Origin of the sequence: Nonomuraea sp. NPDC049625 (genome assembly GCF_040675285.1) — a bacterium.
GTDB classification, from domain to species: Bacteria; Actinomycetota; Actinomycetes; order Streptosporangiales; family Streptosporangiaceae; genus Nonomuraea; species Nonomuraea angiospora_A.
Window position 1 is genome coordinate 114,119 of record NZ_JBFAOQ010000017.1, and the last position, 23,422, is coordinate 137,540.

General features: G+C 71.9%; 11 protein-coding genes and 1 pseudogene. 6 read left to right on the forward strand and 6 right to left on the reverse strand.

Going from position 1 to position 23,422, the window contains the following annotated elements; all coding sequences use genetic code 11:
* Window positions 1-90 precede the first annotated feature (90 nt).
* Genes AB0J87_RS49815 through AB0J87_RS49830 form a run of 4 tightly spaced genes read left to right on the forward strand, consistent with a single transcriptional unit; the run spans window position 91 to window position 14,082 of the window.
* Complete coding sequence (locus AB0J87_RS49815) at window positions 91-6,375, forward strand: amino acid adenylation domain-containing protein (protein WP_363979394.1); 6,285 nt, start codon at window positions 91-93, stop codon at window positions 6,373-6,375.
* Window positions 6,372-11,984 (forward strand): amino acid adenylation domain-containing protein, encoded by a 5,613-nt coding sequence (locus tag AB0J87_RS49820; protein ID WP_363979397.1) that lies wholly within the window; start codon window positions 6,372-6,374, stop codon window positions 11,982-11,984. The genes AB0J87_RS49815 and AB0J87_RS49820 overlap by 4 nt, the downstream gene beginning before the upstream one ends.
* Entirely contained in the window at window positions 11,981-13,051 is a 1,071-nt protein-coding gene (locus AB0J87_RS49825) for a saccharopine dehydrogenase NADP-binding domain-containing protein (RefSeq protein WP_363979400.1), read from the forward strand. Before AB0J87_RS49820 ends, AB0J87_RS49825 begins: the two co-directional genes overlap by 4 nt.
* The gene (locus AB0J87_RS49830; RefSeq protein ID WP_363979403.1) at window positions 13,048-14,082 is read left to right on the forward strand and encodes a Gfo/Idh/MocA family oxidoreductase; all 1,035 of its coding nucleotides are present in this window, start codon (window positions 13,048-13,050) and stop codon (window positions 14,080-14,082) included. Before AB0J87_RS49825 ends, AB0J87_RS49830 begins: the two co-directional genes overlap by 4 nt.
* Here AB0J87_RS49830 and AB0J87_RS49835 read toward each other — a convergent pair.
* Window positions 14,075-15,309 (reverse strand): annotated as a pseudogene (locus tag AB0J87_RS49835) (RNA-guided endonuclease TnpB family protein). The gene AB0J87_RS49830 and the pseudogene AB0J87_RS49835 overlap by 8 nt on opposite strands.
* 149 nt (window positions 15,310-15,458) lie before the next feature.
* Here AB0J87_RS49835 and AB0J87_RS49840 point away from each other — a divergent pair.
* Together AB0J87_RS49840 and AB0J87_RS49845 are read left to right on the forward strand one after the other, a co-directional pair.
* Window positions 15,459-16,202, forward strand: coding sequence for an alpha/beta fold hydrolase (locus tag AB0J87_RS49840; RefSeq protein ID WP_363979406.1), 744 nt, complete (start codon window positions 15,459-15,461; stop codon window positions 16,200-16,202).
* Window positions 16,203-16,213: 11 nt separating this feature from the next.
* Window positions 16,214-17,188: a methyltransferase gene (locus tag AB0J87_RS49845; RefSeq protein ID WP_363979409.1), complete on the forward strand. Its 975-nt coding sequence runs from the start codon at window positions 16,214-16,216 to the stop codon at window positions 17,186-17,188.
* Between the two features lie 62 nt (window positions 17,189-17,250).
* Here the strand turns inward: AB0J87_RS49845 and AB0J87_RS49850 are convergent, their stop codons facing one another.
* The 5 genes from AB0J87_RS49850 to AB0J87_RS49870 all read right to left on the reverse strand — a co-directional run bounded on the left by AB0J87_RS49850 (window position 17,251) and on the right by AB0J87_RS49870 (window position 23,347).
* Window positions 17,251-19,755: a PEP/pyruvate-binding domain-containing protein gene (locus tag AB0J87_RS49850; RefSeq protein WP_363979412.1), complete on the reverse strand. Its 2,505-nt coding sequence runs from the start codon at window positions 19,753-19,755 to the stop codon at window positions 17,251-17,253.
* A gap of 219 nt (window positions 19,756-19,974) precedes the next feature.
* On the reverse strand, window positions 19,975-20,610 hold the full coding sequence (locus AB0J87_RS49855) for a response regulator transcription factor (protein WP_185067987.1): 636 nt from the start codon (window positions 20,608-20,610) through the stop codon (window positions 19,975-19,977).
* Window positions 20,611-20,613: 3 nt separating this feature from the next.
* Window positions 20,614-21,915, reverse strand: coding sequence for a sensor histidine kinase (locus tag AB0J87_RS49860; RefSeq protein ID WP_363979415.1), 1,302 nt, complete (start codon window positions 21,913-21,915; stop codon window positions 20,614-20,616).
* Window positions 21,912-22,634, reverse strand: a complete 723-nt coding sequence (locus AB0J87_RS49865; RefSeq protein ID WP_363979418.1) for an ABC transporter permease — start codon at window positions 22,632-22,634, stop codon at window positions 21,912-21,914. The genes AB0J87_RS49860 and AB0J87_RS49865 overlap by 4 nt, the downstream gene beginning before the upstream one ends.
* Entirely contained in the window at window positions 22,631-23,347 is a 717-nt protein-coding gene (locus AB0J87_RS49870; protein ID WP_350728279.1) for an ABC transporter ATP-binding protein, read from the reverse strand. The genes AB0J87_RS49865 and AB0J87_RS49870 overlap by 4 nt, the downstream gene beginning before the upstream one ends.
* Between the last annotated feature and the right edge of the window lie 75 nt (window positions 23,348-23,422).

A 23,422-nucleotide genomic window follows, 5' to 3' on the forward strand; every position in this document is an offset into this window, starting at 1 on the left:
GCAGGCACTACTCGATAGGCGGGTTCTCTCGTGTCGGACAAAGCCGTCGTTCCCCATGCCCCTTCCACCTCTCCGCCGACCCTCGACTCGATGCGCGCGGACATCGCGGGCCAGCTCGACCTCGACCCCTCGGCGGTCACCGACCACGCCGACCTGATCAGCCTGGGGCTCGACTCGCTCCGCGCGATGCGGCTGGCCGGACGGTGGCGGCGCGCCGGGGCCGGCATCGCGTTCAGCGAGCTGGCGACGGAGTTCACGCTCGCGGCCTGGTGGTCGCTGGTCAGCTCGCGACTGTCCCCGGCCGTGGAGGTCCCCGCGCCGGAGCCGGTCGTGGACGAGGCGGCGCCGTTCCCGCTCACCCCGGTCCAGCTGGCGTACTGGATCGGGCGTGGCGACGGGCAGGTCATCGGCGGTGTCGGCTGCCACGCGTACCTGGAGTTCGACGGCTCCGGCATCGACCCGGCGCGGCTGGAGCGGGCCGTACGCGCGCTGATCGACCGGCACGGCATGCTCCGCGCGATCTTCCACGACGACGGCACCCAGCAGATCACGGACACCAGCCCCTGGCCCGGCCTGACCGTGCACGACCTGACGGAGCTCGGGGAGGAGGCCGCCGAGGCCGTCAGGGAACGGCTGTCGCACCGCCGCTTCGACGCCTCCAGGGGCGAGGTCTTCGACGTGCGGCTGTCGCTGCTGCCGGGCGGCCGCTCCAGGGTGCACTTCGAGGTGGACTTCCTGGTCGCCGACGTGCTCGGGCTGCAGATCCTGCTGCGGGACCTGGCCATGCTCTACCTGGACCCGGACCGGCCGCTCCCTGAGCTGGCCTGCTCGTTCCCCCGATATCTCGCGGCCCGCGACGCCGAACGCGCGGCGCGGCGCGCACGGGACCAGGAGTACTGGCGCGGCCGCCTGGACGAGCTCCCCGGCGCGCCCCAGCTGCCCCTCGCCGTGGAGCCCGGCCGGATCGCCCGGCCCCGGTTCGTCCGGCGCGAGAGGTGGCTGTCCCTCGACTCGTGGCGGCGGATCCAGGAGCAGGCCCGCGCGTACGGGCTGACCCCCGCCATGGTGCTGGCCACCGCCTACGCCGAGGTGCTCGCCGCGTGGAGCGGCGAGAAGCGCTTCCTCCTCAACCTGCCGCTGTTCGACCGGGACGAGACCGTGCATCCGGACGTGGCCCACCTCGTCGCGGACTTCACCAACCTGATCCTGGTGGCCGCCGACCTGTCCGAGGCGCAGCCGTTCGCCGAGCGCGCCAGAACCCTGCAGGCCCGCTTCCGCGCCGACGCGCGGCACACCGGGTACTCCGGCGTCGAAGTGCTCCGCGACCTCGCCCGCGGCGGCGAGCACACCGGGGCTCCGGTGGTGTTCGCCTGCAACCTGGGCACCGAGCTGATCGTCCCGGAGGTACGCGAGGCCTTCGGCGCTCCCGGCTGGATGATCACGCAGACGCCGCAGGTGTGGCTCGATCACCAGATCAACGAGTACGACCATGGGCTGCATCTGGCGTGGGACGCGGTGGAGGAGTTGTTCGCGGCGGGTGCGTTGGATGCGATGTTCGCCGCCTATGGGGGGTTGTTGGAGTGGTTGGCGGAGGGGGATTGGTCGGTTGCTGCTCCGGTGGGGTTGCCTGTTGATCAGGCGGTGGTGCGGGAGCGGGTGAACGCTACTTCGGGGCCGTTGCCTGAAGGCGTTTTGCACGAGGGGTTCTTCGGGTGGGCTGCCCGTGAGCCTGATCGTGTGGCGTTGATCGGTGATGGCCGGGTGGTGTCGTATGGCGCGTTGGCGGATCAGGCGTTGCAGGTTGCGGGGCATCTACGGGCGGCTGGGGTCTCGACGGGCGATGCGGTGGGGGTGGTGCTGCCGAAGGGGCCCGATCAGATCGCGGCGGTGTTGGGTGTTCTTGCCGCTGGTGGGGTGTATGTGCCGGTGGGGGTGGATCAGCCGGTCGCGCGGCGGGAGCGGATCTTGTCGCGGGCGGGTGCGTGCCATGTCCTGACCGGTCTGCCTGGGGAGTCACAAGGGTTGGCCGAGCCGGTGATGGTCGCGCCGGATATGTCGGCGTATGTGATTTTCACGTCGGGTTCGACGGGCGAGCCGAAGGGGGTGGAGGTCTCTCATCGGGCGGCGCTCAACACGATCGAGGACATCAACGAGCGCTTTGGTGTGGGTCCGGACGATCGGGTCCTGGCGGTCTCGGCGTTGGACTTCGACCTGTCGGTGTATGACATCTTCGGCCTGCTGTCGGTGGGTGGCGCGCTGGTAATGCCCGAAGAGAGCGAACGGCGTGATGCCCAACGCTGGGCGGAGCTGTGCGCCGCGCACGGGGTGACGATCTGGAACACCGTCCCGACCTTGCTCGACATGCTTCTGCACACCACGGCTCCGAGTCTGCGGCTGGCGTTGGTGTCGGGTGACTGGGTGGGCCTTGACCTGCATGCGCGGCTGGCCGCTCAGAGCGAGTGCCGGCTGGTGGCGTTGGGCGGCGCGACGGAGGCGGCGATCTGGTCGAATGCGTGGGAGGTGGATCGGGTCCCGGCGCATTGGACGTCGATTCCTTACGGGTTGCCGTTGCGTAATCAGCGGTACCGGGTGGTGGATGGGCGTGGCCGGGACTGCCCGGACTGGGTGGCGGGGGAGTTGTGGATCGGTGGCGCCGGTGTCGCCATCGGTTATCGGGGTGATCCGGAGACGACGTCGGCCAAGTTCGTCGAGAGCGGTGGCGAGCGGTGGTATCGGACCGGGGACCTGGGCCGGTACTGGCCGGACGGGACGCTGGAGTTCCTGGGGCGGGCTGATCATCAGGTGAAGATCCGGGGGCATCGGATCGAGCTGGGGGAGATCGAGGCGGCCTTGGAGGCGTCTTCGCAGGTGGCCCGTGCGGTGGCGGTCGCGGTCGGGGATCGGCGGCAGCGCAGGCTGGCCGCATTCGTCACCCCTGAGGACGTCGATCTCGACAAGCTGCGTTCGTTCCTGTCCGATCGGCTGCCCGGCTATGCCGTCCCGCCGACGATCGCCGCGCTGGACCGGCTGCCACTGACCGCCAACGGCAAGATCGACAGAAGTGCACTCACCGCCCTGGTCATCGAGACAGCGGAGAGCACCGTCCAGGAGCCGCCCGTAGGACCAGCCGAGACCGTGCTCGCCAAGATCTGGTCCGACCTGCTCGAACTCCCGGCCGTACAGCGCACGGACAGCTTCTTCGCCCTCGGCGGCGACTCCCTGCTCGCCACCCGCATGATCGCGCGCCTGCGTGCGGAAGGCGTCGCCGACGCCAGGCTGAGCCTGCTGTTCGAGACGCCCGTGCTGGCGGACTTCGCGGCCACCTTCACCGTGGGGGAGGCGGTTGCGCCCGCTCCCGTGCTGGTCCCGGACGTCGAGCACCGGCACGACCCGTTCCCGCCCACCGAGGTGCAGCGGGCCTACTGGCTCGGCCGGGCCGAGCACTTCACGCTCGGCGGCGTCGGCTGCCACTTCTACACCGAGTTCGACGGCGACATCGACCTCGAACGGCTGGAAACGGCCTGGAACCTGCTGATCGAGCGGCACGAGATGCTGCGCGCGGTCTTCGACCAGGACGGGCTCCAGCGCATCCTGCCCGAGGTGCCGCGCTTCGCCATCGCCGCCGTCGACAGCGTCGAACAGCTGCGCGAGCAGATGTCGCACCAGGTGCTGGACGTGTCCAGCTGGCCGCTGTTCGACGCGCGGGCCGCCCGCCACGACGGCGGGGTACGGCTCGGCGTCAGCTTCGACAACATCATCGTCGACGCGCTCAGCATGATGGTCTTCTTCGCCGAACTCGACCAGCTCTACCACGACCCCGACACCGTCCTGCCGCCGATCGAGGTGTCGTTCCGCGACTACGTGCTCGCGCAGGAGCCCGATCCCACGGTCTTCGAGACGGCCAAGGAATACTGGGCCGCCCGGCTGCCCGAACTGCCGCCCGCCCCGAGATTGCCACTGCGCGTGGACCCGGCGATGATCGACCGGCCCCGGTTCGCTCGCCGCGAGCTCCGGATACCGGCCGAGCGGTGGCGTACGATCACGGATCTGGCCAGGCGGCACGAGCTGACCCCCGCCACCGTGCTGGCCGCCGCCTTCGGCGAGGTCCTGGGCAGGTGGAGCGGCCAGGAGGCGCTGACGCTCAACCTCACGCTGTTCGACAGGCGGGAGGTCCACCCCGACATCCACCGCGTGCTCGGCGACTTCACCTCCCTCCTCCTCGCCGGCTACCGGTCGGGACCCGGCTGGTTGGACGGGGCACGCGGGCTGCAGGAAGAGGTGTGGCGCGGGCTCGAACACGGCGAGGTGTCGGCGGTCTGGGTGATGCGGGAGCTGGCCAGGCGGAGCGACTCGATCGAGATGACCATGCCGGTCGTGTTCACCAGCACGCTCGGCGTCGCCGGCGGCGGCGCGTTCGGCCCCTCCTTCGCCGAGCAGGTCTGGGGAGTGTCGCAGACCCCGCAGGTCTGGCTGGACAGCCAGGTGGGGGAGGTCGAGGGCGATCTGCTGGTCCGGTGGGACGCGGTGGAGGAGCTGTTCGCGCCGGGTGTGCTGGATGTGATGTTCGCCGCCTACGGGGAGTTGTTGGAGTGGCTGGCGGAGGGGGATTGGTCGGTTGCCGCTCCGGTGGGGTTGCCTGCTGGTCAGGCGGTGGTGCGGGAGCGGGTGAACGCCACTTCGGGGCCGTTGCCGGAAGGCGTTTTGCACGAGGGGTTCTTCGGGTGGGCCAGCCGTGAGCCGGATCGTGCGGCGTTGATCGGTGATGGCTGGGTGGTGTCGTATGGCGCGCTGGCGGATCAGGCGTTGCAGGTCGCGGGGTATCTGCGGGCGGCTGGGGTCTCGACGGGCGATGTGGTGGGGGTTGCGCTGCCCAAGGGACCAGACCAGATCGCCGCTGTCTTGGGTGTTCTTGCCGCTGGTGGGGTGTATGTCCCGGTGGGGGTGGATCAGCCGGTTGCCCGGCGGGAGCGCATCCTGTCGCGAGCGGGTGCGCGCCATGTCCTGACTGGTCTGCCCGGGGAGTCCCAAGGGTTGGCCGAGCCGGTGATGGTCGCGCCGGATATGTCGGCGTATGTGATCTTCACGTCGGGTTCGACGGGTGAGCCGAAGGGGGTGGAGGTCTCTCATCGGGCGGCGCTCAACACGATCGAGGACATCAACGAGCGCTTTGGTGTGGGTCCGGACGATCGGGTCCTGGCGGTCTCGGCGTTGGATTTCGACCTGTCCGTCTTCGACATCTTCGGCCTGCTGTCGGCGGGCGGTGCGCTCGTCCTGCCGCAGGAGGAGGAGCGGCGGGATGCGCAGGCTTGGGCCCGATTGTGCGCCGCGCACGGGGTGACGATCTGGAACACCGTCCCGACCTTGCTCGACATGCTCCTGCACACCACAGCTCCGAGTCTGCGCCTGGCGTTGGTGTCGGGTGACTGGGTGGGGCTGGACCTGCACGCGCGGCTGGCCGCCCAGAGCGAGTGCCGATTGGTGGCGTTGGGCGGCGCGACGGAAGCGGCGATCTGGTCGAACGCGTGGGAGGTGGATCGGGTCCCGGCGCATTGGACGTCGATTCCTTACGGGTTGCCGTTGCGTAATCAGCGCTATCGGGTGGTGGATGGGCGTGGCCGGGACTGCCCGGACTGGGTGGCGGGGGAGTTGTGGATCGGTGGCGCCGGTGTCGCCATCGGTTATCGGGGTGATCCGGAGACGACGTCGGCCAAGTTCGTCGAGAGCGGTGGCGAGCGGTGGTATCGGACCGGAGATCTGGGCCGGTACTGGCCGGACGGGACGCTGGAGTTCCTGGGGCGGGCCGATCATCAGGTGAAGATCCGGGGGCATCGGATCGAGCTGGGGGAGATCGAGGCGGCCTTGGAGGCGTCTTCGCAGGTGGCCCGTGCGGTGGCGGTCGCGGTCGGGGATCGGCGGCAGCGCCGGTTGGCCGCTTTCGTCACCCCTGAGGACGTCGATCTCGACAAGCTGCGTTCGTTCCTGTCCGATCGGCTGCCCGGCTATGCCGTCCCGCCGACGATCACCGTACTGGACCGGCTGCCGCTGACCGCCAACGGCAAGATCGACAGGGGAGCTCTGTCCACCCGGCTGGAACCTCTGCCGGATGACGACCCCCCACGCCCGGGCACGGAGGTGCTGCTCGCCGAGCTGTGGGCCGAGCTGCTGGAGATCCCGCCGCCGGGCCGGGGCCAGAGCTTCTTCGCCCTCGGTGGCGACTCCCTGCTCGCCACCCGTTTCGCCGAGATCGTACGGCGGCGGCTCGGCGTGGAGCTGTCCCTGCGCCGCTTCTTCGCCACTCCCACCATCGCCGACTGCGCCGAGGCGATCGGCCTGACGGCGGACGACACCCAAGAGACGGAAGAGGGCGTGCTGTGACCCAGGCACCGGCCGTACACGAACTCATCGCCGACATGGAGGCCGCCGGGATTCGGCTGTGGGAGGACGACGGCAGCCTCCGCTTCCGGGCGCCCAAGGGAGCGCTGACCGAGGATCGGCGCGCGGCGCTGATCGGCGCGAAGCCCGAGATCATCGCGCACCTGCGCCGCGAGTCCGAGGCCGAGACGGTCCGGCCCGAGCCCGAACGCCGCCTCGACCCCTTCCCGCTGACCGACGTGCAGCAGGCCTACCTGCTCGGCCGCAACGACGCGTTCGGCTACGGCGGAGTCGCCTGCCACGGCTATGTCGAGGTCTCCTTCCCCCGGCTCGACCCGGAACGGGTGCAGGCCGCGTGGCGCGCCCTGATCGCCCGCCACGACATGCTCCGCGCCGTGATCCACCCCGACGGCCACCAGCAGGTGCTCGCCGAGGTCCCCGGCTACGAGGTCCGCCTGACGGACCTGCGCGGCACAGACCCGGAGGAGCGGCTCGCCGCCGTCCGCGAGGAGATGGCGAACACGGTCTATCCGGCGGGCAGCTGGCCCCTGTTCGAGCTGCGGATCTCGCTCACGGATCGCGGAGCCCTCCTGCACGCCTCGATCGACCTGCTCATCGCCGACTACGTCAGCATCCAGCTGCTGCTCGGCGAGCTGCACCTGCTGCACGAGAACCCCGACGCCGACCTGCCCCCCGTCCCGGTCAGCTTCCGCGACTGCCTGCTGGCCCTGCGCGCGCAGCGCGAGAGCGCCCGTTACGACCGGGATCGCGCCTACTGGTGGGAACGGATGGACGACCTGCCGCCCGCGCCCGAACTGCCCGCGCTCGACCAGGCCGCCGTGGACGCCCGGTTCGGGCGGTGGGAGAGCAGGGTGGAGCCGGCGGAATGGGCGCGGTTACGCACCCGGGCCGCCGCGGCCGGCATCACGCCGTCGCAGGCCGTGCTGGCCGCCTACGCCGAGGTCATCGGGAGGTGGAGCCGGCGGCCCAGGTTCACGCTCAACCTGACGCTGCTCGACCGCCCGCCGCTGCACCCGGACATCGACCGGGTCGTCGGCGACTTCACCACGCTCAACCTGCTCGCCGTCGACACCACGCCCGGCCGGTCCTTCGCCGAGCGCGCCCATGCCATCGGCCGGCAGCTCTTCGCCGACATGGAGCACCGCCGCTGCGGCGGCATCGAGGTCATACGGGAGCTGGCCCGCCGGCGCGGCCGGGACGCCGCGCTGATGCCGGTGGTGTTCACCAGCGCCATCGGCCTCGGCCGTGACGACGCCGAGCACGGCACGCCGGAGTACGGCATCAGCCAGACGCCCCAGGTGTGGATCGACTGCCAGGTCAAGGAGCACCGCGACGCGCTGCTGGTCAACTGGGACGTGCGCGCGGGGGTGTTCCCCGAAGCGCTCGTGGACGACATGTTCGCCGCGTTCACCGCGCTCCTGGACGGCCTGTCCTCGGACGAGGCCTGGTCGTCGCAGGACCCCGTCGAACTGCCCGGAGCGCAGGCGCGCCGCCGGGCCCTGGCCAACGCCACCGCCGCGCCGCTCCCGGACGGGCTGCTTCACGAGGAGGTCGTGGCCCAGGCACGCCGCACGCCGGAACGAACCGCCGTCGTCACGGGCGCCGGTTCGATCACGTACGGCGAGCTGCTGGGCCGGGCCGCCGGGGTGGCGCGGGCGCTGCGCGAGGCGGGGCACCGGCCCGGCGAGATCGTCGCCGTGGTCATGGACAAGGGGGCCGAGCAGGTCGTGGCCGTGCTCGGCACGCTGCTGGCCGGCGGCGCCTACCTGCCGGTCGACACCGGGCAGCCGCCGGCGAGGCGCGACCGCATCCTCGCCGACGCCTCGGCCCGCCTGGTGCTCACGCAGTCCTGGCACGCCGAGCACGACTGGATCGCCGTCGACACCCTCCCGCCGACCCCCGCCGAGCATGACTGGATCGTCGTCGACGCCCTCGCGCCGACCCCCGCCGAGCATGACTGGATCGCCGGCCACGCCCTCCCAACGGCCCGCGCCGAACACGCCTTCTCGCCGGCCCACGCCGAGGACGGCGCTCGGCGGCACCCTGACGATCTGGCCTACGTCATCTACACCTCGGGCTCGACGGGCGTGCCCAAGGGCGTGATGATCAGCCATCGGGCCGCCCGCAACACCATCGACGACATCAGCGCCCGCTTCGGCGTCGGCCCGGACGACCGCGTGCTCGGGCTGGCCGGCCTGGGGTTCGACCTGTCGGTCTACGACATCTTCGGACCGCTCGCCGTCGGGGCGGCCCTCGTGCTGCCGGACCCGTCACGCCGGGGCGACCCGCTCCATTGGGCCGAGCTCGCCGCCGGGCACGGGGTCACCGTGTGGAACTCGGTGCCCGCGCAGCTCCAGATGCTCCAGCACTACCTGGACGCCGAGCCCACGGTGGAGCTGCCCACGCTGAGGCTGGCGATGCTGTCGGGCGACTGGATCCCGGTGGCGCTGCCCGGCCAGATCCGCCGCCGCGTGCCGGGACTGGACGTGATCAGCCTGGGCGGGGCCACGGAGGCCGCGATCTGGTCCATCTACCACCCCGTCGGCGACCCGCTGCCCGGCTGGGTGAGCGTCCCGTACGGCAAGCCGCTGGCCAACCAGACCTTCCACGTGCTCGACGCCGCCATGCGGCCCTGCCCGGACTGGGTGCCGGGAGAGCTGTACATCGGCGGCTCCGGCGTGGCGATCGGTTACTTCGGCGATGAGGGCAGGACCGCCGAGCGCTTCGTGCGCCACCGTGGCGAGCGCCTTTACCGGACCGGCGACCTCGGCCGCTACCGGCCCGACGGCAACATCGAGTTCCTCGGCAGGGAGGACTCCCAGGTCAAGATCCGCGGCCATCGGATCGAGCTGGCCGAGGTGGAGACCGCGCTGCAGGCACACCCCGCGGTCGCGGCCGGGACCGTGATCGTGGACGGCGACCGCGCGCTGGAACGCCGCCTGATCGCCTTCGCCCAGGCCGCCGCCCGCAAGGACGACGGCGCACCGGCCGCGGAGGCTGAGCGGGGCGACGCGCCGGACGTAGGGGCTGAGCGGGGCGGCGCGCCGGACGCAGGGGCTGGGCGGGGCGGCGTTCCGGACGCGGGGGCTGGGCGGGATGGCGGGCTCGATGTCGCGGGTGCGGCCGAGGTCGCGGCGGTCGCGGCCCTGGAGGGCGTCGATCTGGCGCGCGTCGTGGCGGTGGCCGAGACGCTCGACGAGATCGCGCTCGCGTCGATGGCGGCGGCGCTCCGTACGGGCGGCCTGTTCACCACCGAGGACGGCCACGGCCTCGAGGAGATCCTGGCCGCCGCGCGGGTCGCGCCGGACCACCACCGGCTCGTCCGGCGCTGGCTCACGGCGCTGCACGAGCGCGGACGGCTCGACCGCGACCCCGACGGGCGGTACCGGAACCTGCGCGGGGACACCGGCGTGGAGCCGCTGTGGCGCCGGGTCGGGATCCTGGCCGAAGGGCTCGACTACGGGGCCGAGCTGATCAGGTTCCTGCGGGTCAGCACCACGCACCTGTCCGAGCTGATGCGCGGCGAGCTCGACGCCCGCGAGCTGCTGTTCCCCGAGGGTGACGTGGGGACGGCCGAGGGCGCGTACAAGGACAACGTGCTCAGCAGGTACGTCAACCGCATCGTGCGCGCGGTGGTCGGCCGCGTGGCCGAGCACCACACCGGCGGGCCGCTGCGCGTCCTGGAAGCGGGCGCGGGCGTGGGCGGCACCAGCGCCGAGCTGATCCCCGAGCTGGCCGGACACCAGGTCGAGTACGTCTTCACCGACCTGTCGCGGTTCTTCCTCACCCAGGCCGCCGAACGGTTCGCGGACCACCCGTGGGTGCGCTACGGCCTGTTCGACATCAACGCCGACTACCGCGCCCAGGGCTACGAGCCGAACTCCTTCGAGGTCATCCTCTGCGCCAACGTCCTGCACAACTCCCACGACGCCGCCGCCGTGCTGGCCAGGTTCCGCGAGCTGCTGGTGCCCGGCGGGTGGCTGGTGTTCATCGAGACCACCCGCGAGCACGTCCAGATCATGAGCTCGATGGAGTTCCTGATGAACCCGCACGACTACGCCGACGTGCGGCAGGGCCGCGACCGGACGTTCGTCACCCGCGACGAGTGGCTCGACCTGCTGCGCGGGGCGGGCGCCCGTACGCTCGCCTGCCTGCCCGGGCCGGGCGACCCGCTGGCGTCCCTCGGGCAGTGCGTCTTCGCGGCCCGCTTCCCCGACGACCGGGAGCGGATCGACCTGGCGGAGCTGCGGGCGTTCCTCGCCGAGCGGCTGCCCGACTACATGCTCCCGGCCCATGTCCAGGTGGTCGACGAGCTGCCGCTGACGGACAACGGCAAGATCGACCGGGCGCGGCTGCGTACCCTCCTGCCCAGCACGACAGGAGAGAGCGCGCCCGGCGGCGAGGAGCCGCGCGACGACCTCGAACGGCGGCTGGCCGCCCTCTGGGCCGAGCTGCTCGGGCTCCCGCGCGTCCACCGCGACCAGGACTTCTTCGCGCTGGGCGGCGACTCCCTGCTGGTCACCCGCCTGGCCGGGCGGGTGCGCGAGGAGCTGGAAGAGGCGAGCGGCTTCTACTGGGACAGCCTGGTCCGCCAGCTCGTCAACCAGCCGACCGTCGCCGCGCTGGCGGCCCACCTCCGCCAGGCCCGCGACGACCGCGAGCAGGGGCTGCCGAGAACGCACGCCAGCCCGCTGGTACGCCTGTCCGGGGACGGGACGAAGGGCGGTTCGGTGCGGGTGCTGCTGCACGACGGCACCGGCACCCTGACCCCGTACCGGGCGCTCGTCCCCGAGCTCTCCGGGACGCCGCTGCTCGGCCTCGTGATCAACGACGCGGAGCGCTACCTGGAGCTGGACCCCGCGCAAACGGTGGAATCGCTGGCCGGATCGTACGCGCGGCTCCTGATCGAGGAGGGCGCGGCCGGCTACCACATCGTGGGTTACTGCATGGGCGGCCTCATCGCCACCGAGGTCGCCCGCCGGCTCACCGAGAGCGGCGCGGTGGTCGACGGGCTCACCGTCATCAGCAGCTCCCGCTTCCCCTACCGGGTCAGCGACGAGCTCATGCTGGAGTACGGCTTCGCGCAGGCCTGCGGCCTGGACCCGGCGCGGCTCGGCCACCCCGGCGGAGACCTCGCCGGGGTCCTGCGGGTGGTGCTGGGGTCGTCGCCCGGACACGTGCCCGAGGGCAGCCTGGCCGCGCTCGCCGGTAGCGCGGATCCCGGCCTCGCGCAGATCGGCCGCCACTTCGCCGAACTGGCCGCCACCTCACCCACGGACCGGCTGGCCGCCGTCGCCCGTGCCCTCGGCCATCCGCAGGAGCGGGTGGAGCTGGCCTACCGGGTCTTCCGGCAGAGCTTCACGGCCGTCACCCACTACGACCCGGAGCCGTACGCGGGCGACATCACGTTCCTCCGCCAGCGCGGCGTCACCAACCTCGTGCCGACGTTGCAGGACGACATGACGGACTTCTGGCAGAACCTCTGCCTGGGCCGGCTCACCGCGCTCGACATCGAGGGCGACCACTTCAGCTGCCTCGGCGGGCCGTACGCGGCCGACGTGGCGAAGCTGGTGACCGAGGTGACCGCGTGATCGGCGTGCTCGGCGGCTACGGCGCGGTCGGCGGCACCGCGGCCCGCCTGCTCGCCGATCACCCGGGGCTGCGCGTGGGCGGGCGGGACGGGGCGGCGGCCCGGCGGTTCGTCGACGCGGAGCTGGGCGGGCACGGCGAGGCGTGGCAGGTGGACGCGCTCGACGCGGCCGAGCTCGCCCGCTTCTGCGCGGGCTGCCAGGTCGTCGTGAACTGCGCGGGCCCCTCCTACCTCCTGCGGGACCGGGTGGCGCGGGCCGCGTTCGCCGCCGGGGCCGACTACGTGGACGCCGCCGGTGACGCCGCCGCCTTCGCCCAACTGGCCGGGACGGGCACGCGGGGACGTACGGCGGTGCTGTCGGCGGGAATGCTCCCCGGCCTCACCGGACTCGTGCCCCGCCACCTGGCCGCCCTCGCCTCCCCGAACGCCGGTCTCCGGCTGGACGTCTACACCGGAGGGCTGGACCGGCTCACCCCCGCCGCCGCCGGTGACTTCCTGCTGGCCGGGCAGGAGGAGCGGGGCGCCGCGCTGGCCGCGTGGCGTGACGGCGCCAGGGTCTCCCGAGCCCTGACCCCCGTCCACGACGTCCAGCTCCCTTACTTCCCAGGGCCGGTCACCGCCTACCCCTACCTGAGCGCCGAGGCGGAGCGGGTGGCCGGGGAGCTCGGGCTGGCGGAGGCCCGCTGGTACAACGTCATCACCGGCGACGGCGTCCTCGCCGCCGCGAGCGCCGCCGGCCAGGCCGCGGACCTGACGCGCGCGGCCGAGCTCGAACTGGCCGGGCGCACCCCGTACTACGTCCTGCTCTTCCAGCTCAGCGGCCCGCACGGCACCCGCACTCTGGTACTGCGCACCCACGACTCCTACGCGCTCACCGCCGGGGTCGCCGCGCACGCGGCCATGGCGGTGCTCCGCGGCGAGGTCGCCGCGGGGCTCCACCAGGCCGACGCCGTGCTCGACCCGGCCCGGGTGCTGGCGGACCTGGAGCCCGTGGCGAAGATCGAGATCACCGAGGCGGTGGCGCCGATCGACCTGGTCGCGCCGGTGTTCGAGGAGGGCGCGCTGTGAAGCGGGTGGTGGTGTGCGGGACCAAGTTCGGCCAGATCTACCTCTCCGCGCTGCGAGATGGCCCCTTCGAGCTGACCGGCGTCCTCGCCCGCGGCAGCGCCCGATCCGCCGCGTACGCCGAGGAGTACGGGGTCCCGCTGCTCACGGACCCCGACCAGGTGCCCGAGCTCGCGGACCTGGCCTGCGTGGTCGTAAGGTCGGGAGTCGTCGGGGGAGAGGGCAGCGAGCTGGCCGGCGCCCTGCTGGCCCGCGGCGTGCACGTGCTGCAGGAGCATCCGCTGCACGCCGACGAGCTGGCCCGCTGCCTGCGCACCGCCCGGGCCGCCTCCGCCGTGCACCACGTGAACACCCTGTACGTCCACCTCGACCCGGTACGCCGGTTCATCGAGACCGCCCGCCGCCTGTTCGAGCTTCAGCGGCCCCTCTACGTGGACGCCGCCTGCAGCGTCCACGTCGCCTACGCCCTGTTCGACATCCTCGGCCGGGCTCTGGGCGCGTTACGCCCGTGGACGTTCACCGCCACGGCCCCCGGCACGCCGTTCACCTGCCTCACCGGAACGGTCGGCGGCGTGCCGCTGACCCTCCGGGTGCAGAACCAGATCGCCCCCAACGACCCCGACGCCCACCTGCACCTGCTCCACCGCGTCACCGTGGGGACGGAGGGCGGCAGCCTCACCCTCGTCAACACGCACGGCCCGCTCGTGTGGAGCCCCCGCATGTACGTCGGCCGCGACGCCGACGACCGCTTCGACACCGGCGCGGACCACCTGCGCCTGCCCAGCGCCACCACCATCGGACCGGCGCACGCGCCCACCTTCCACGACATCGTCACGTCCGTGTGGCCCGACGGCGTCCGGCGGGCGCTGTCGGAGCTGCGCCAGGACGTCGAGGAGGGGCGGGATCCGCTGCGCCAGGGCCAGTACCACCTGACGCTCAGCCGCCTCTGGCTCGACGCCACCGCCGCGATCGGCCGGCCCGAACTGCTGGTCCAGACGGCACCACGACCCCTGTCCGCCGCGGAGCTCACTTGACCTCCTCCCCCTCGCGAACGAGGGGGACTCCAACCGTTGCCGGTTGGCCTTCCTGCTTCACCGCCGGTCGCCCGCCCGAGAGGACTCTCGTTGAGGTCTTACACCAGCTCCACAGGCGTTTCAGCTCTCCGCCAGCCCGGCGGCGAGCACGTTGCGCGCGGCGTTGACGTCCCGGTCGTGGACCGCGCCGCAGCCGCAGGTCCATCCCCGGATGTTCAGCGGCAGCGCTTCTTGCAGGGTCCCGCAGGCCGAGCACAGCTTGGAGGAGGGGAACCAGCGGTCCACCGCCACCAGCGTGCGCCCGTACCAGGCGGCCTTGTACTCCAGCATCATCCGCAACTCGCGCCAGGCCGCATCCGAGATGGCGCGGGCCAGCGAGCGGTTCTTGACCAGGTTGCGGACCGTCAGGTCCTCCACGGCGATCACTTGATTCTCGCGAACAAGCCGTGTGGTCACCTTGTGCAGATGGTCCCGGCGCCGGTCGGCGATCCGGGCGTACACCTTCGCCACGCGCAGCCGGGCCTTGGCCCGGTTGTTCGATCCCTTCTCCTTACGGGCAAGCGATCGCTGAGCACGGGCCAGCTTGCGCCGGTCGGCACGCTCGTGACGCGGGTTGACGATCTTCTCACCGGTCGAGAGCGTGGCCAGCGCCGTGATGCCCGCGTCCACCCCCACCGACGCCTCGACCGGCGGCAGCGGCGAGATCTTCTCCTCGACCAGGATGGACACGAACCACCGCCCGGCCGCGTCCCTCGACACCGTGACCGTGGACGGCTCGGCCCCCTCGGGCAGCGGACGCGACCACACGATGTCCAACGGCGCGTCCATCTTCGCCAGAAAGAGTCGGCCCTGGCGCCAGCGAAACGCCGAACGGGTGTACTCCGCACTCGCGCGCGCCTTCTTCTTGCTCTTGAACGTCGGGTACTTCGCCCGGCGCACGAAAAAGTTCGCGAACGCCGCCTGCAGGTGCCGCAGTGCCTGCTGCAACGGCACCGACGACACCTCACCCAGGAACGCCAGCTCGGGCGTCTTCTTCCACGCTGTCAACGCCGCGGAGGACTCCACATAGGAGACCCGCCTGCCTTCCAGGGTGTAGGCGCGGGTCCGCTCCTCCAGCGCCTTGTTGTAGACCAGGCGCACGCAACCGAACGTCCGGGCAAGCTCGCCGGCCTGCTCGGGGGTCGGGTAGAAGCGGTACTTGTAGGCCCGCTTCACCAGCTGCACCACGCCTCACATTCTACAAAGCGATCAGTTAATTACTGCCCGGTTGTCGTAGACGGCGGTCCGCTCGACGGCGAATCACCTGCTCCTGCCCTGCTCCGCAGGAGCCCCATTCCTTCCCCGCCTGAAAGCGGGGGTCTCCTTGGAAGTAACAGATGAACTGGTTCCACTGTTACCGGCCCAGGCCGTACGCCGGGCTGCGGCTGTTCTGCTTCCCGCACGCGGGCGGCTCCGCGAGCTTCTACCGGAGCTGGCACGGGGACGCGCCGCACTCCGTCGAGGTACGCGCCGTGCAGTACCCGGGACACGGCGATCACCGCGCCGCCCCGCTCGTGGACGACGCCGTCCACCTCGCCAAGCTGGTCACCGACGCCATGGCGCCGCTGCTCGACCGGCCGGTCGCGCTGTTCGGGCACAGCATGGGGGCGCTGATCGCGTACGAGGTGGCCCGCGCGCTGGAGGCCAGGGGCAGGGGCGTGACGCACCTGTTCGCCTCCGGCCGGCACGCCCCTCACGAGCACCGCCCCGGCGACACGCACGCCCGCTCCGACGACGAGCTGGTGGACGAGCTGGTCCGGCTCGGCGGCGTGGACCGGGAGCTCATGGACGATCCGGACATCCGCGAGCTGACCCTGCCCGCCGTACGCAACGACTACCGGGTCGACGAGACCTACCGGCACCGGCCGGGCGGCGTGCTCGCCTGCCCCGTCACCGCGCTGCTCGGGAGCGACGACCCCGAGGTGACCGCCGGGCAGGCGGCGCGATGGGGCGAGCTCACCAGGGACCGATTCGCCGTCCGCGTGATGGAGGGCGACCACTTCTACCTCGTGCCGCGGCAGGGCGACGTGATCGCGGAGCTGTCCCGCGCCGTCGCCACCGCGTGGCCGTCCACACCCTGAGGAAGGATTCGATGGAGCAGGATCTGATGCGCATCCTCACCGGAGGATGGGTGGCGCAGGCGACCTTCGCCGCGGTGCGCCTGGGCGTCGCGGACGCGCTCGACGGGCGGCGCCTGGCCCCCGAGGAGATCGCCGAGGAGGTCGGCGCGCACCCGGACGCGCTGCACCGCCTGCTACGGCTGCTGGCCGGTGTGGGCCTGGCCGACGCCGACGCCGACAACAGGTACGGGCTGACTCCGATGGGGGCGCAGCTGCGCGGCGACGCGCTGGGCCCGCTGGCAACCCTCTACGGCGAGGACTATTTCGCCTCCGCCTGGGACGGCCTGGCACACGCGGTCCGCACCGGGGAGCCGGCGTTCGAGCACGTCCACGGCGAGCCCGTCTTCGCGCACCTGGCCGGTGACCCGGGCAAGGCGGCCGTCTTCAACCGGGGAATGGCGGCGGGCGCCTCGTTCTTCCGCGGCGTCCCCGACGCCTACGACTTCTCCGGCGCGCGCCGGGTGGTCGACCTGGCCGGCGGCACCGGCGCCCTGCTGGCCACGGTCCTGCGGAGCAGCCCCGCGGCGCGCGGCGTGCTGTTCGACGTGCCGGACGTGGTCGAGGCCGCGCCCGCGCACCTGGCGCGGATGGGCGTGCTGGACAGGTGCGAGCTGGTCGGCGGCGACCTGTTCGACGCCGTGCCGGAGGGCGGCGACGTCTACGTGCTCTCGCGCATCCTGCACGACTGGGACGACGAGCGCTGCGCCGTCCTGCTGGCCAACTGCGCCAAGGCGATGGAGCCGGGGGCCGAACTGCTCGTCGTCGAACGCGTCGTCGGCCAGGACTCGTACCTGCCGCTCGCGTACGACCTGCACATGATGGTGATGACCGGGGGACGGGAGCGCACCGAGGCGGAGTACCGCGCGCTCCTGGAGGAGGCCGACCTGACCCCCGGCAGGCTGCTCGACCTGCCGCTCGGGATGCGGCTGCTCACCGCCACCCGCTGAAACCGGGCCGAACACCACGAAGGCGCCGGGCTCCTGGAGAGCCCGGCGCCTTCCGCGTGGCCTCAGCTCAGGACGAGCGCCTCCTCCCGTTCCCGCGCCGACTCGCCGATCACCTCGACGCTGCCCTTGCTGCCGTCGACGCGGATCCGGTCGCCGTCCCGCACCAGCATCGTGGCGTTCCTGGTCCCGACGACGGCGGGGATCCCCAGCTCACGGGCGACGATCGCGGCGTGCGACAGGGGAGCGCCGACGTCGGTGACGACCGCCGCCGCGCGCGGGAAGAGCAGCGTCCAGCCCACGTTCGTCACGGTCGTCACGAGGATCTCGCCCTCGCCCAGCCGGTCGCCCTCCGCCACCGACGCCAGCACCCGGGCGGTCCCCTCGACCACGCCGGCCGCGCCGGGGAAGCCGCTGATGGTCTGCGACGGCGGCGCCGCCGTGTCCTCGGCGTCGAACACGTCGCCGCGCCGGTGCGGGTCCGCGGCCCACCGCTCGGGGTCGAACCGGCCGCGGATGATGCCCGGGTACGGCGGCAGCGCCTTGTACAGCTCGTACGTGGCCCGCCGCCTGGCGACGTACGACAGCGGCCGGTTCCAGCCGCGCAGCACGCCCAGGATCTCCTCGACCGTCAGGAAGAACAGATCGTCGCCCTGCCCGGTCACCTCGCCGGCACGCAGGACGAAATCGCGCACCATCCAGAAGCCGCGCATCATCTCCGACCGCGTCTCCTCACGGGAGCGGACGATCGCCTCCCAGCGGTCGATCTGGCGGCGGAACTTCTCGGCCTGCCTCGGGTGGCGCTCGCGGAAGCGCCGCCAGGCCGCCGCGCTCGCCGCCTCCTGGCGTTCGAGCAGCTCGGTGGGGTCGACGGTGAGGGCGGCGAGCTGCTCGTCGATCCACGCCGGGTCCTCCACCGGCCGGGCGGCCGAGACCTCGAACTCGTCCGGGCAGCGGTGCCCGTACCTGCGGACGTACTCCTCGCGGGAGATCTCGCCGCGCTTGAGCCGGGCCAGCCCGAGCAGCGGGCCGAGGCTCTCCAGCCGGCCGTCCCTGGCCTGGATGCCGGACATCAGCACGGTGGCGTCCGCCTCCCCGACCAGCTTCGTCAGCCGGGCGCCGAGGTAGACCAGCGAGCCGGCGTCCTGGCGGGCCGCGGCGGCCAGCATGCGGTTGCACTCGTCGAACCTGGGCTCGATCTCGCTCTGCCAGAGCGCGACCAGGTCGTCGCTCTCGGCGATCATGGCGCGGAGCTCCTCCGTGCGGCGGGGCGCGTCCGCTATGTACTCGGGGATCCGCGCTACGAGCTTCTGGATCTCGCGCCGGCCGCCCGCCATCGGTCTGGCCGCCCTGAGGGTCTGCCAGCGCGACATCGGCAGCAGCGGGGTCCCCACTCCCTCCGGCAGCCTGCCGTAGATCGGCTCCTGGGAGTCCTTGATTTTCTTGGTCATGCCGAGCGCCTTGCCGAGGGAGGCGGTCAGGCTCATGTTCATGTAGACGCGGCCGCCGATGTTCCCGCAGATGGGGTGGCCGCCGAGGTCGCCGACGACCATGATCTCGGCGATGAACGCCTGCACGAGCGACCAGGTGCACGGCGTCATGACGCTGGGGATGGCCTCGCCCAGGTTGCCGTTGGTCCACAGGTAGTCGCCCTGGAGCGAGTCGTTCCACACCTCGCGCTGGCCGGTGATCGGCCTGGCCTGGAGGATGTGCGGGCGCCCGTCGTGCAGGGCCCACTCGATGTCCATCGCGCGGCCGTACAGCTCCTCGATCGCCAGGCCCAGCTCGGCCAGCCGGGTCGCCTGCGCCGAGGTCAGGACCGGCTCGTCGCGCCTGGCGGGCGGGACGGGCTCCTCCCGGGTGCCGTCCGGGGTGCGCACGGTCATGACGGCCTTGGACGCGATGCGCTCCTCGACGACCGTGAGGCCGGCGCGGTCGACGGTGATCGTGTCGGGCGTGACGAGGCCGCCGACGACCGCCTCGCCCAGACCCCATGCGGCGTTGATGGTCAGCCGGTCGTGGGGGGAGACCCGGTCCTCGGTGAACAGCACGCCAGCGGCGTCGGCGGGCACCAGCTCCTGGACGACGACGGCGATGGCCACCTGGTCCCGCGGGATGTCGTGGCGGTCGCGGTAGGCGATCGCGCGGTCGGTCCAGAGCGAGGCCCAGCAGCGCCTGACCGCGTCCAGGAGCTGTTCGGCGCCGCGGATGTTGAGATAGCTGTCCTGCTGCCCGGCGAACGACATCCCCGGCAGGTCCTCCGCGGTCGCCGACGACCGGACGGCCACCGCGGCGTCCTCGCCCAGCGCGGCGTACGAGGCCAGAATGTCCTCGGCGATCTCCGGCGGGATCTCGCACCCGGCGAACAGCGCCTGGATCTCCTCGGCGTCCCCGGACAGGATCGCCTCGCGCAGACCATGGCGGGTCACGAAGTCGCGGTAGGCGCCGGTGGTGACGTGGAAACCCGCCGGCACGGGCAGCCGAGCCCTGGCCAGGCGCGCCAGGGACTCCCCCTTGCCGCCGACGATCTCCAGCTCGGCCCTCGGGTCGGCCAGGGCAAGCGTGTTCATGAGTTCATCTCCAAATCCTTCCGGACGATCTTCAGGAACCGATTCGGCGGCACGCGAAAGAATTCATCAGGGGAAAAGGAAATGCGGTGGTCACATTTGACACACCGCTTGACTCGTCGCGTCCGGGGCAGGAAAGGTGCCCTCGGGTAGAGATGGAACGGCCGCCTGTTCCACGGTACGAAGCGGCCGGAGGGGCGGCACACCCCTAGGCGCCCTTAATCAGCTGTCGGCGCCCGGCCTGAGCAGGCCCGTCTCGTAGGCGGCGGCGACGGCGGCCGCACGGTCGTTGACCTCGAGCTTGGCGAAGATGTGCAGCAGGTGCGTCTTCACGGTGGCCTCGGTGATGAACAGCCGCTTGGCCACGTCGCGGTTGGTGGCGCCCCGGGAGATGAGCGACAGGACCTCCAGCTCGCGGCGGCTGAGAGGCTGCTGGCGCGGCGCGCGCAGCTTCTGCGTCAGCACGCCGGCCACGGAGGGGGACAGCACGGTCTCGCCGCGCGCCGCCGCCTGCACGGCGCGGCGCAGCTCGGCGCGCGGGGTGTCCTTGAGCAGGTAGCCGGTCGCCCCCTCCTCGATGGCCGGCAGCACGTCCACGTCATCGTCGAACGTGGTCAGCACGAGCACGCGGACGTCGGGCGCCTGCTCGCGCAGCCGGCGGATGAGCTCCGCGCCCTTCATCCTCGGCATGCGCAGGTCGGTGAGCACGACGTCGGGATTGGTGCGCTCCACCACGGCCAGCGCCTCGAACCCGTCACCCGCCTCCCCGACCACCTCGAACTCGTCGTCGGTGAAGATTCCGCGCAGCCCGTCGCGGACGACCGGATGATCGTCCACGATGATCAGCCGAATCGGCATGTCTCACCCGGCGTTTCTGGATCGGTCGGATGGCTCGAGGCCCGTTTCGGCGGGGATGGCGGGGACGGCGGCGGAGATGCCGGTGCCCTCGCCGGGGGCCGACTCGATCTGGAAGTCGCCCGCCAGCCTGGTCACGCGCTGGCGCATGGACAGGAGGCCGAAACCGCCCGCCTCGGAGGCGTGCGCGGCCGGCAGGCCCGGTGGCTCGGGGGCGAAACCGGCTCCGTCGTCGCGTACGTCCAGCACCACGACATCTTCCATGTACGACAGAGTGAGGGCAACTCGTCCGGCGGAAGCGTGCTTGGCGACGTTCGCCAGCGCCTCCTGCGCCACCCGCAGCAGGGTGATCTCCACCTCCGCGTGCAGCGGCCGGGCCTCGCCCGTGACCTCCAGGGACGAGGTCACGCCGCTGGCCTGCGACCATTTGCCGGAGACGTCCTGGAGCGCGGCCGGCAGCTGCGACTCGGCCAGCGGCGCGGGGCGCAGGGCCTGCACCGACCGGCGGGCCTCCTTCAGGCTGTCCCTGGCCAGCATGCGAACCGTGTCAAGGCGGGCACGAGCCGCCTTGACGTCGTCGAGCGCCTCCTCGGCGGCCTCCACCTGGGTGACGATGGCGGTCAGACCCTGCGCGATCGTGTCGTGGATCTCCCTGGCCAGCCGCTGCCGCTCCCCGACCACTCCGGCCTCGCGGGCCTTGGTCAGCAGCTGGGCCTGCAGGTTCGCGTTCTCGGCCGCGAGGGCGGCCAGCCTCGCGCCGGTCTCCTGGAGCTGCGCGATCATCACCCTGCGGCTCTCGTTCTGGTCGGAGATGGTCTGGACGACCAGGCCGACCGCGGAGGCGACCAGCGCGGCCACCAGGAACGAGAAGAGCATCTGGCCCGGGCTCCGCCCGGCCTCCGGCCGCATCGAGACCAGCACCCCCGCGGTCGCGACCACCCCGGCGTAGGCCCACCAGCGGGGCAGCAGCGCGAAGGACTGGATGAACACCGCCGGGCCGGCCACCGTGAACACCGAGTCGATGCTGACCAGCGCCCCGATGGCGGCGAGCAGGACGGCGAAGTAGACGAGCGCGACGAGGTGGTGCTTGATCCACTCCGGGTGCGCGCCGACCATGAACCAGTGCCAGGCCATCGCGAACAGCGCCAGGACCAGCGTGTCCGGCCGCCAGTTCTGCAGCAGGGAGAAGCCTGCCGGGAGCAGGATGAACAGGTAGGGCAGATAGGGCCAGACCCGGTCCCATCGTGAAGGGCCGGGGCCGGTGGAGGTGACCACCGGCCCCGGCCCTTCACGGTCGACGCTGCTCACCACCGGAAGGCCTTGATGGCGACGCCGCCGGCGACGAGGCAGATCGCGAGCATGACGGCCAGCGAGATCGGGGACAGCGCCTGGCCCTCCCAGCCGGCGCGGATGGCCTGGACGGCGGGTGCCATGGGGGTCAGGTCACCGATCGCCCGCATCGAACCGCCCATGCTCTCGCGGGGGATGATGGCGCCGGAGATGAAGACCATCGGGAAGAACAGGCTCAGCCCGATCACGGTCGCGCCGCGGCCGGAGGGCACCACCGCGCCGAGCAGGAAGCCGATGGCGCTGAGGCTCAGCGCGGCGAGGAGCCACGCCACGACCACGCCGCCCACGTTGGCGGGGGCCGACGCGCCGTAGACGAAGAAGCCGATGGCCACCAGCAGCGCCGTGCCGAACACGGCCAGCAGCATGTGAGCGACCCACTGGGCGCCGAACAGCATGCCGGGCGAGGCCGGCGTGGCCCGCAGCCGCTTCAGCACCAGGCGCTCCCGGTACTGGGCGACCGTGGCCGGCAGGATGACCAGCGCGGCCATGCCGATGACGAACGTGGTCAGCATGGGCACGTTGGCGTCCGCCAGCGACAGCCCGCTGGGAAGGGACCCGCCGTTGCGCAGCTTGACCCAGAGCATGATCGCGGGGAAGGCCAGCGCGAAGAACGCCGACATGGGGTCCCGTGCGATCAGCTTGAGCTCGACCGCGATGACCTGAGTGATGCCTCTCATGCCGCCTGCCCTCCCGTCAGAGCGAAGTACGCGTCCTCGAGCGATTCGGTACGGCCCTGGGCCTTCAGCTCGCCCGGGGTGCCGTGGGTGATGACGCGGCCCTGGTCGATGATCGCCATGCGGTCGCACAGCGCCTGGGCCTCGTCCATGAAGTGGGTGACCAGCACGACGGTCACCCCGCGGTCGCGGATCTCGCGGACCAGGCCCCACGTCATGCGGCGGGCCGAGGGGTCCAGACCGGTGGTGAGCTCGTCGAGGAAGACGACCTCCGGGTTGCCGACCAGGGCCAGCGCGATGAACAGGCGCTGCTTCCAACCGCCCGACAGGCTCCTGAAGCTGGAGCGCTGCCGCTCGGTCAGCCCCCACTCGTCCATGAGCGCCCTCCAGTCGGCGGGCTTCTCGTAGAAGGAGGCATACATCTTCAGCGCCTCGCCCACCTTGAGCGCGTCCGGCAGCGCCGCCTCCTGCAGCTGAACGCCAACGCGCGGAAGGAGCCGGCGCCGGTCGGTCTGCGGGTCGAGGCCCAGCACGCGCAGCACACCGCCGTCGCGCTGCCGCAGGCCCGCCATGCACTCCACGGTCGTGGTCTTGCCCGCGCCGTTGGGGCCGGCGATCCCGAAGATCTCGCCCTTTTCCACCTTCAGGGATACGCTCTCGAGAACCTGCTTGCCTCGGTAGCTCTTACTCATGCCCTCGATTTCGATGACTGTCATGTTTACAGAATCATCGGTGGCCGCGACTTCCGACATCCTCCGAACGGTTGATAGGGGGTCAGCTCCTTGATTTGG

Bases quoted from the DNA above. Each gene is read 5' to 3' on its own strand.
- AB0J87_RS49815 (WP_363979394.1), top strand. From the start codon at position 91: ATGCGCGCGGACATCGCGGGCCAGCTCGACCTCGACCCCTCGGCGGTC.
- AB0J87_RS49840 (WP_363979406.1), top strand. From the start codon at position 15,459: ATGAACTGGTTCCACTGTTACCGGCCCAGGCCGTACGCCGGGCTGCGG.
- AB0J87_RS49845 (WP_363979409.1), top strand. From the start codon at position 16,214: ATGGAGCAGGATCTGATGCGCATCCTCACCGGAGGATGGGTGGCGCAG.
- AB0J87_RS49850 (WP_363979412.1), bottom strand. From the start codon at position 19,755: ATGAACACGCTTGCCCTGGCCGACCCGAGGGCCGAGCTGGAGATCGTC.
- AB0J87_RS49855 (WP_185067987.1), bottom strand. From the start codon at position 20,610: ATGCCGATTCGGCTGATCATCGTGGACGATCATCCGGTCGTCCGCGAC.
- AB0J87_RS49865 (WP_363979418.1), bottom strand. From the start codon at position 22,634: ATGAGAGGCATCACTCAGGTCATCGCGGTCGAGCTCAAGCTGATCGCA.
- AB0J87_RS49870 (WP_350728279.1), bottom strand. From the start codon at position 23,347: ATGACAGTCATCGAAATCGAGGGCATGAGTAAGAGCTACCGAGGCAAG.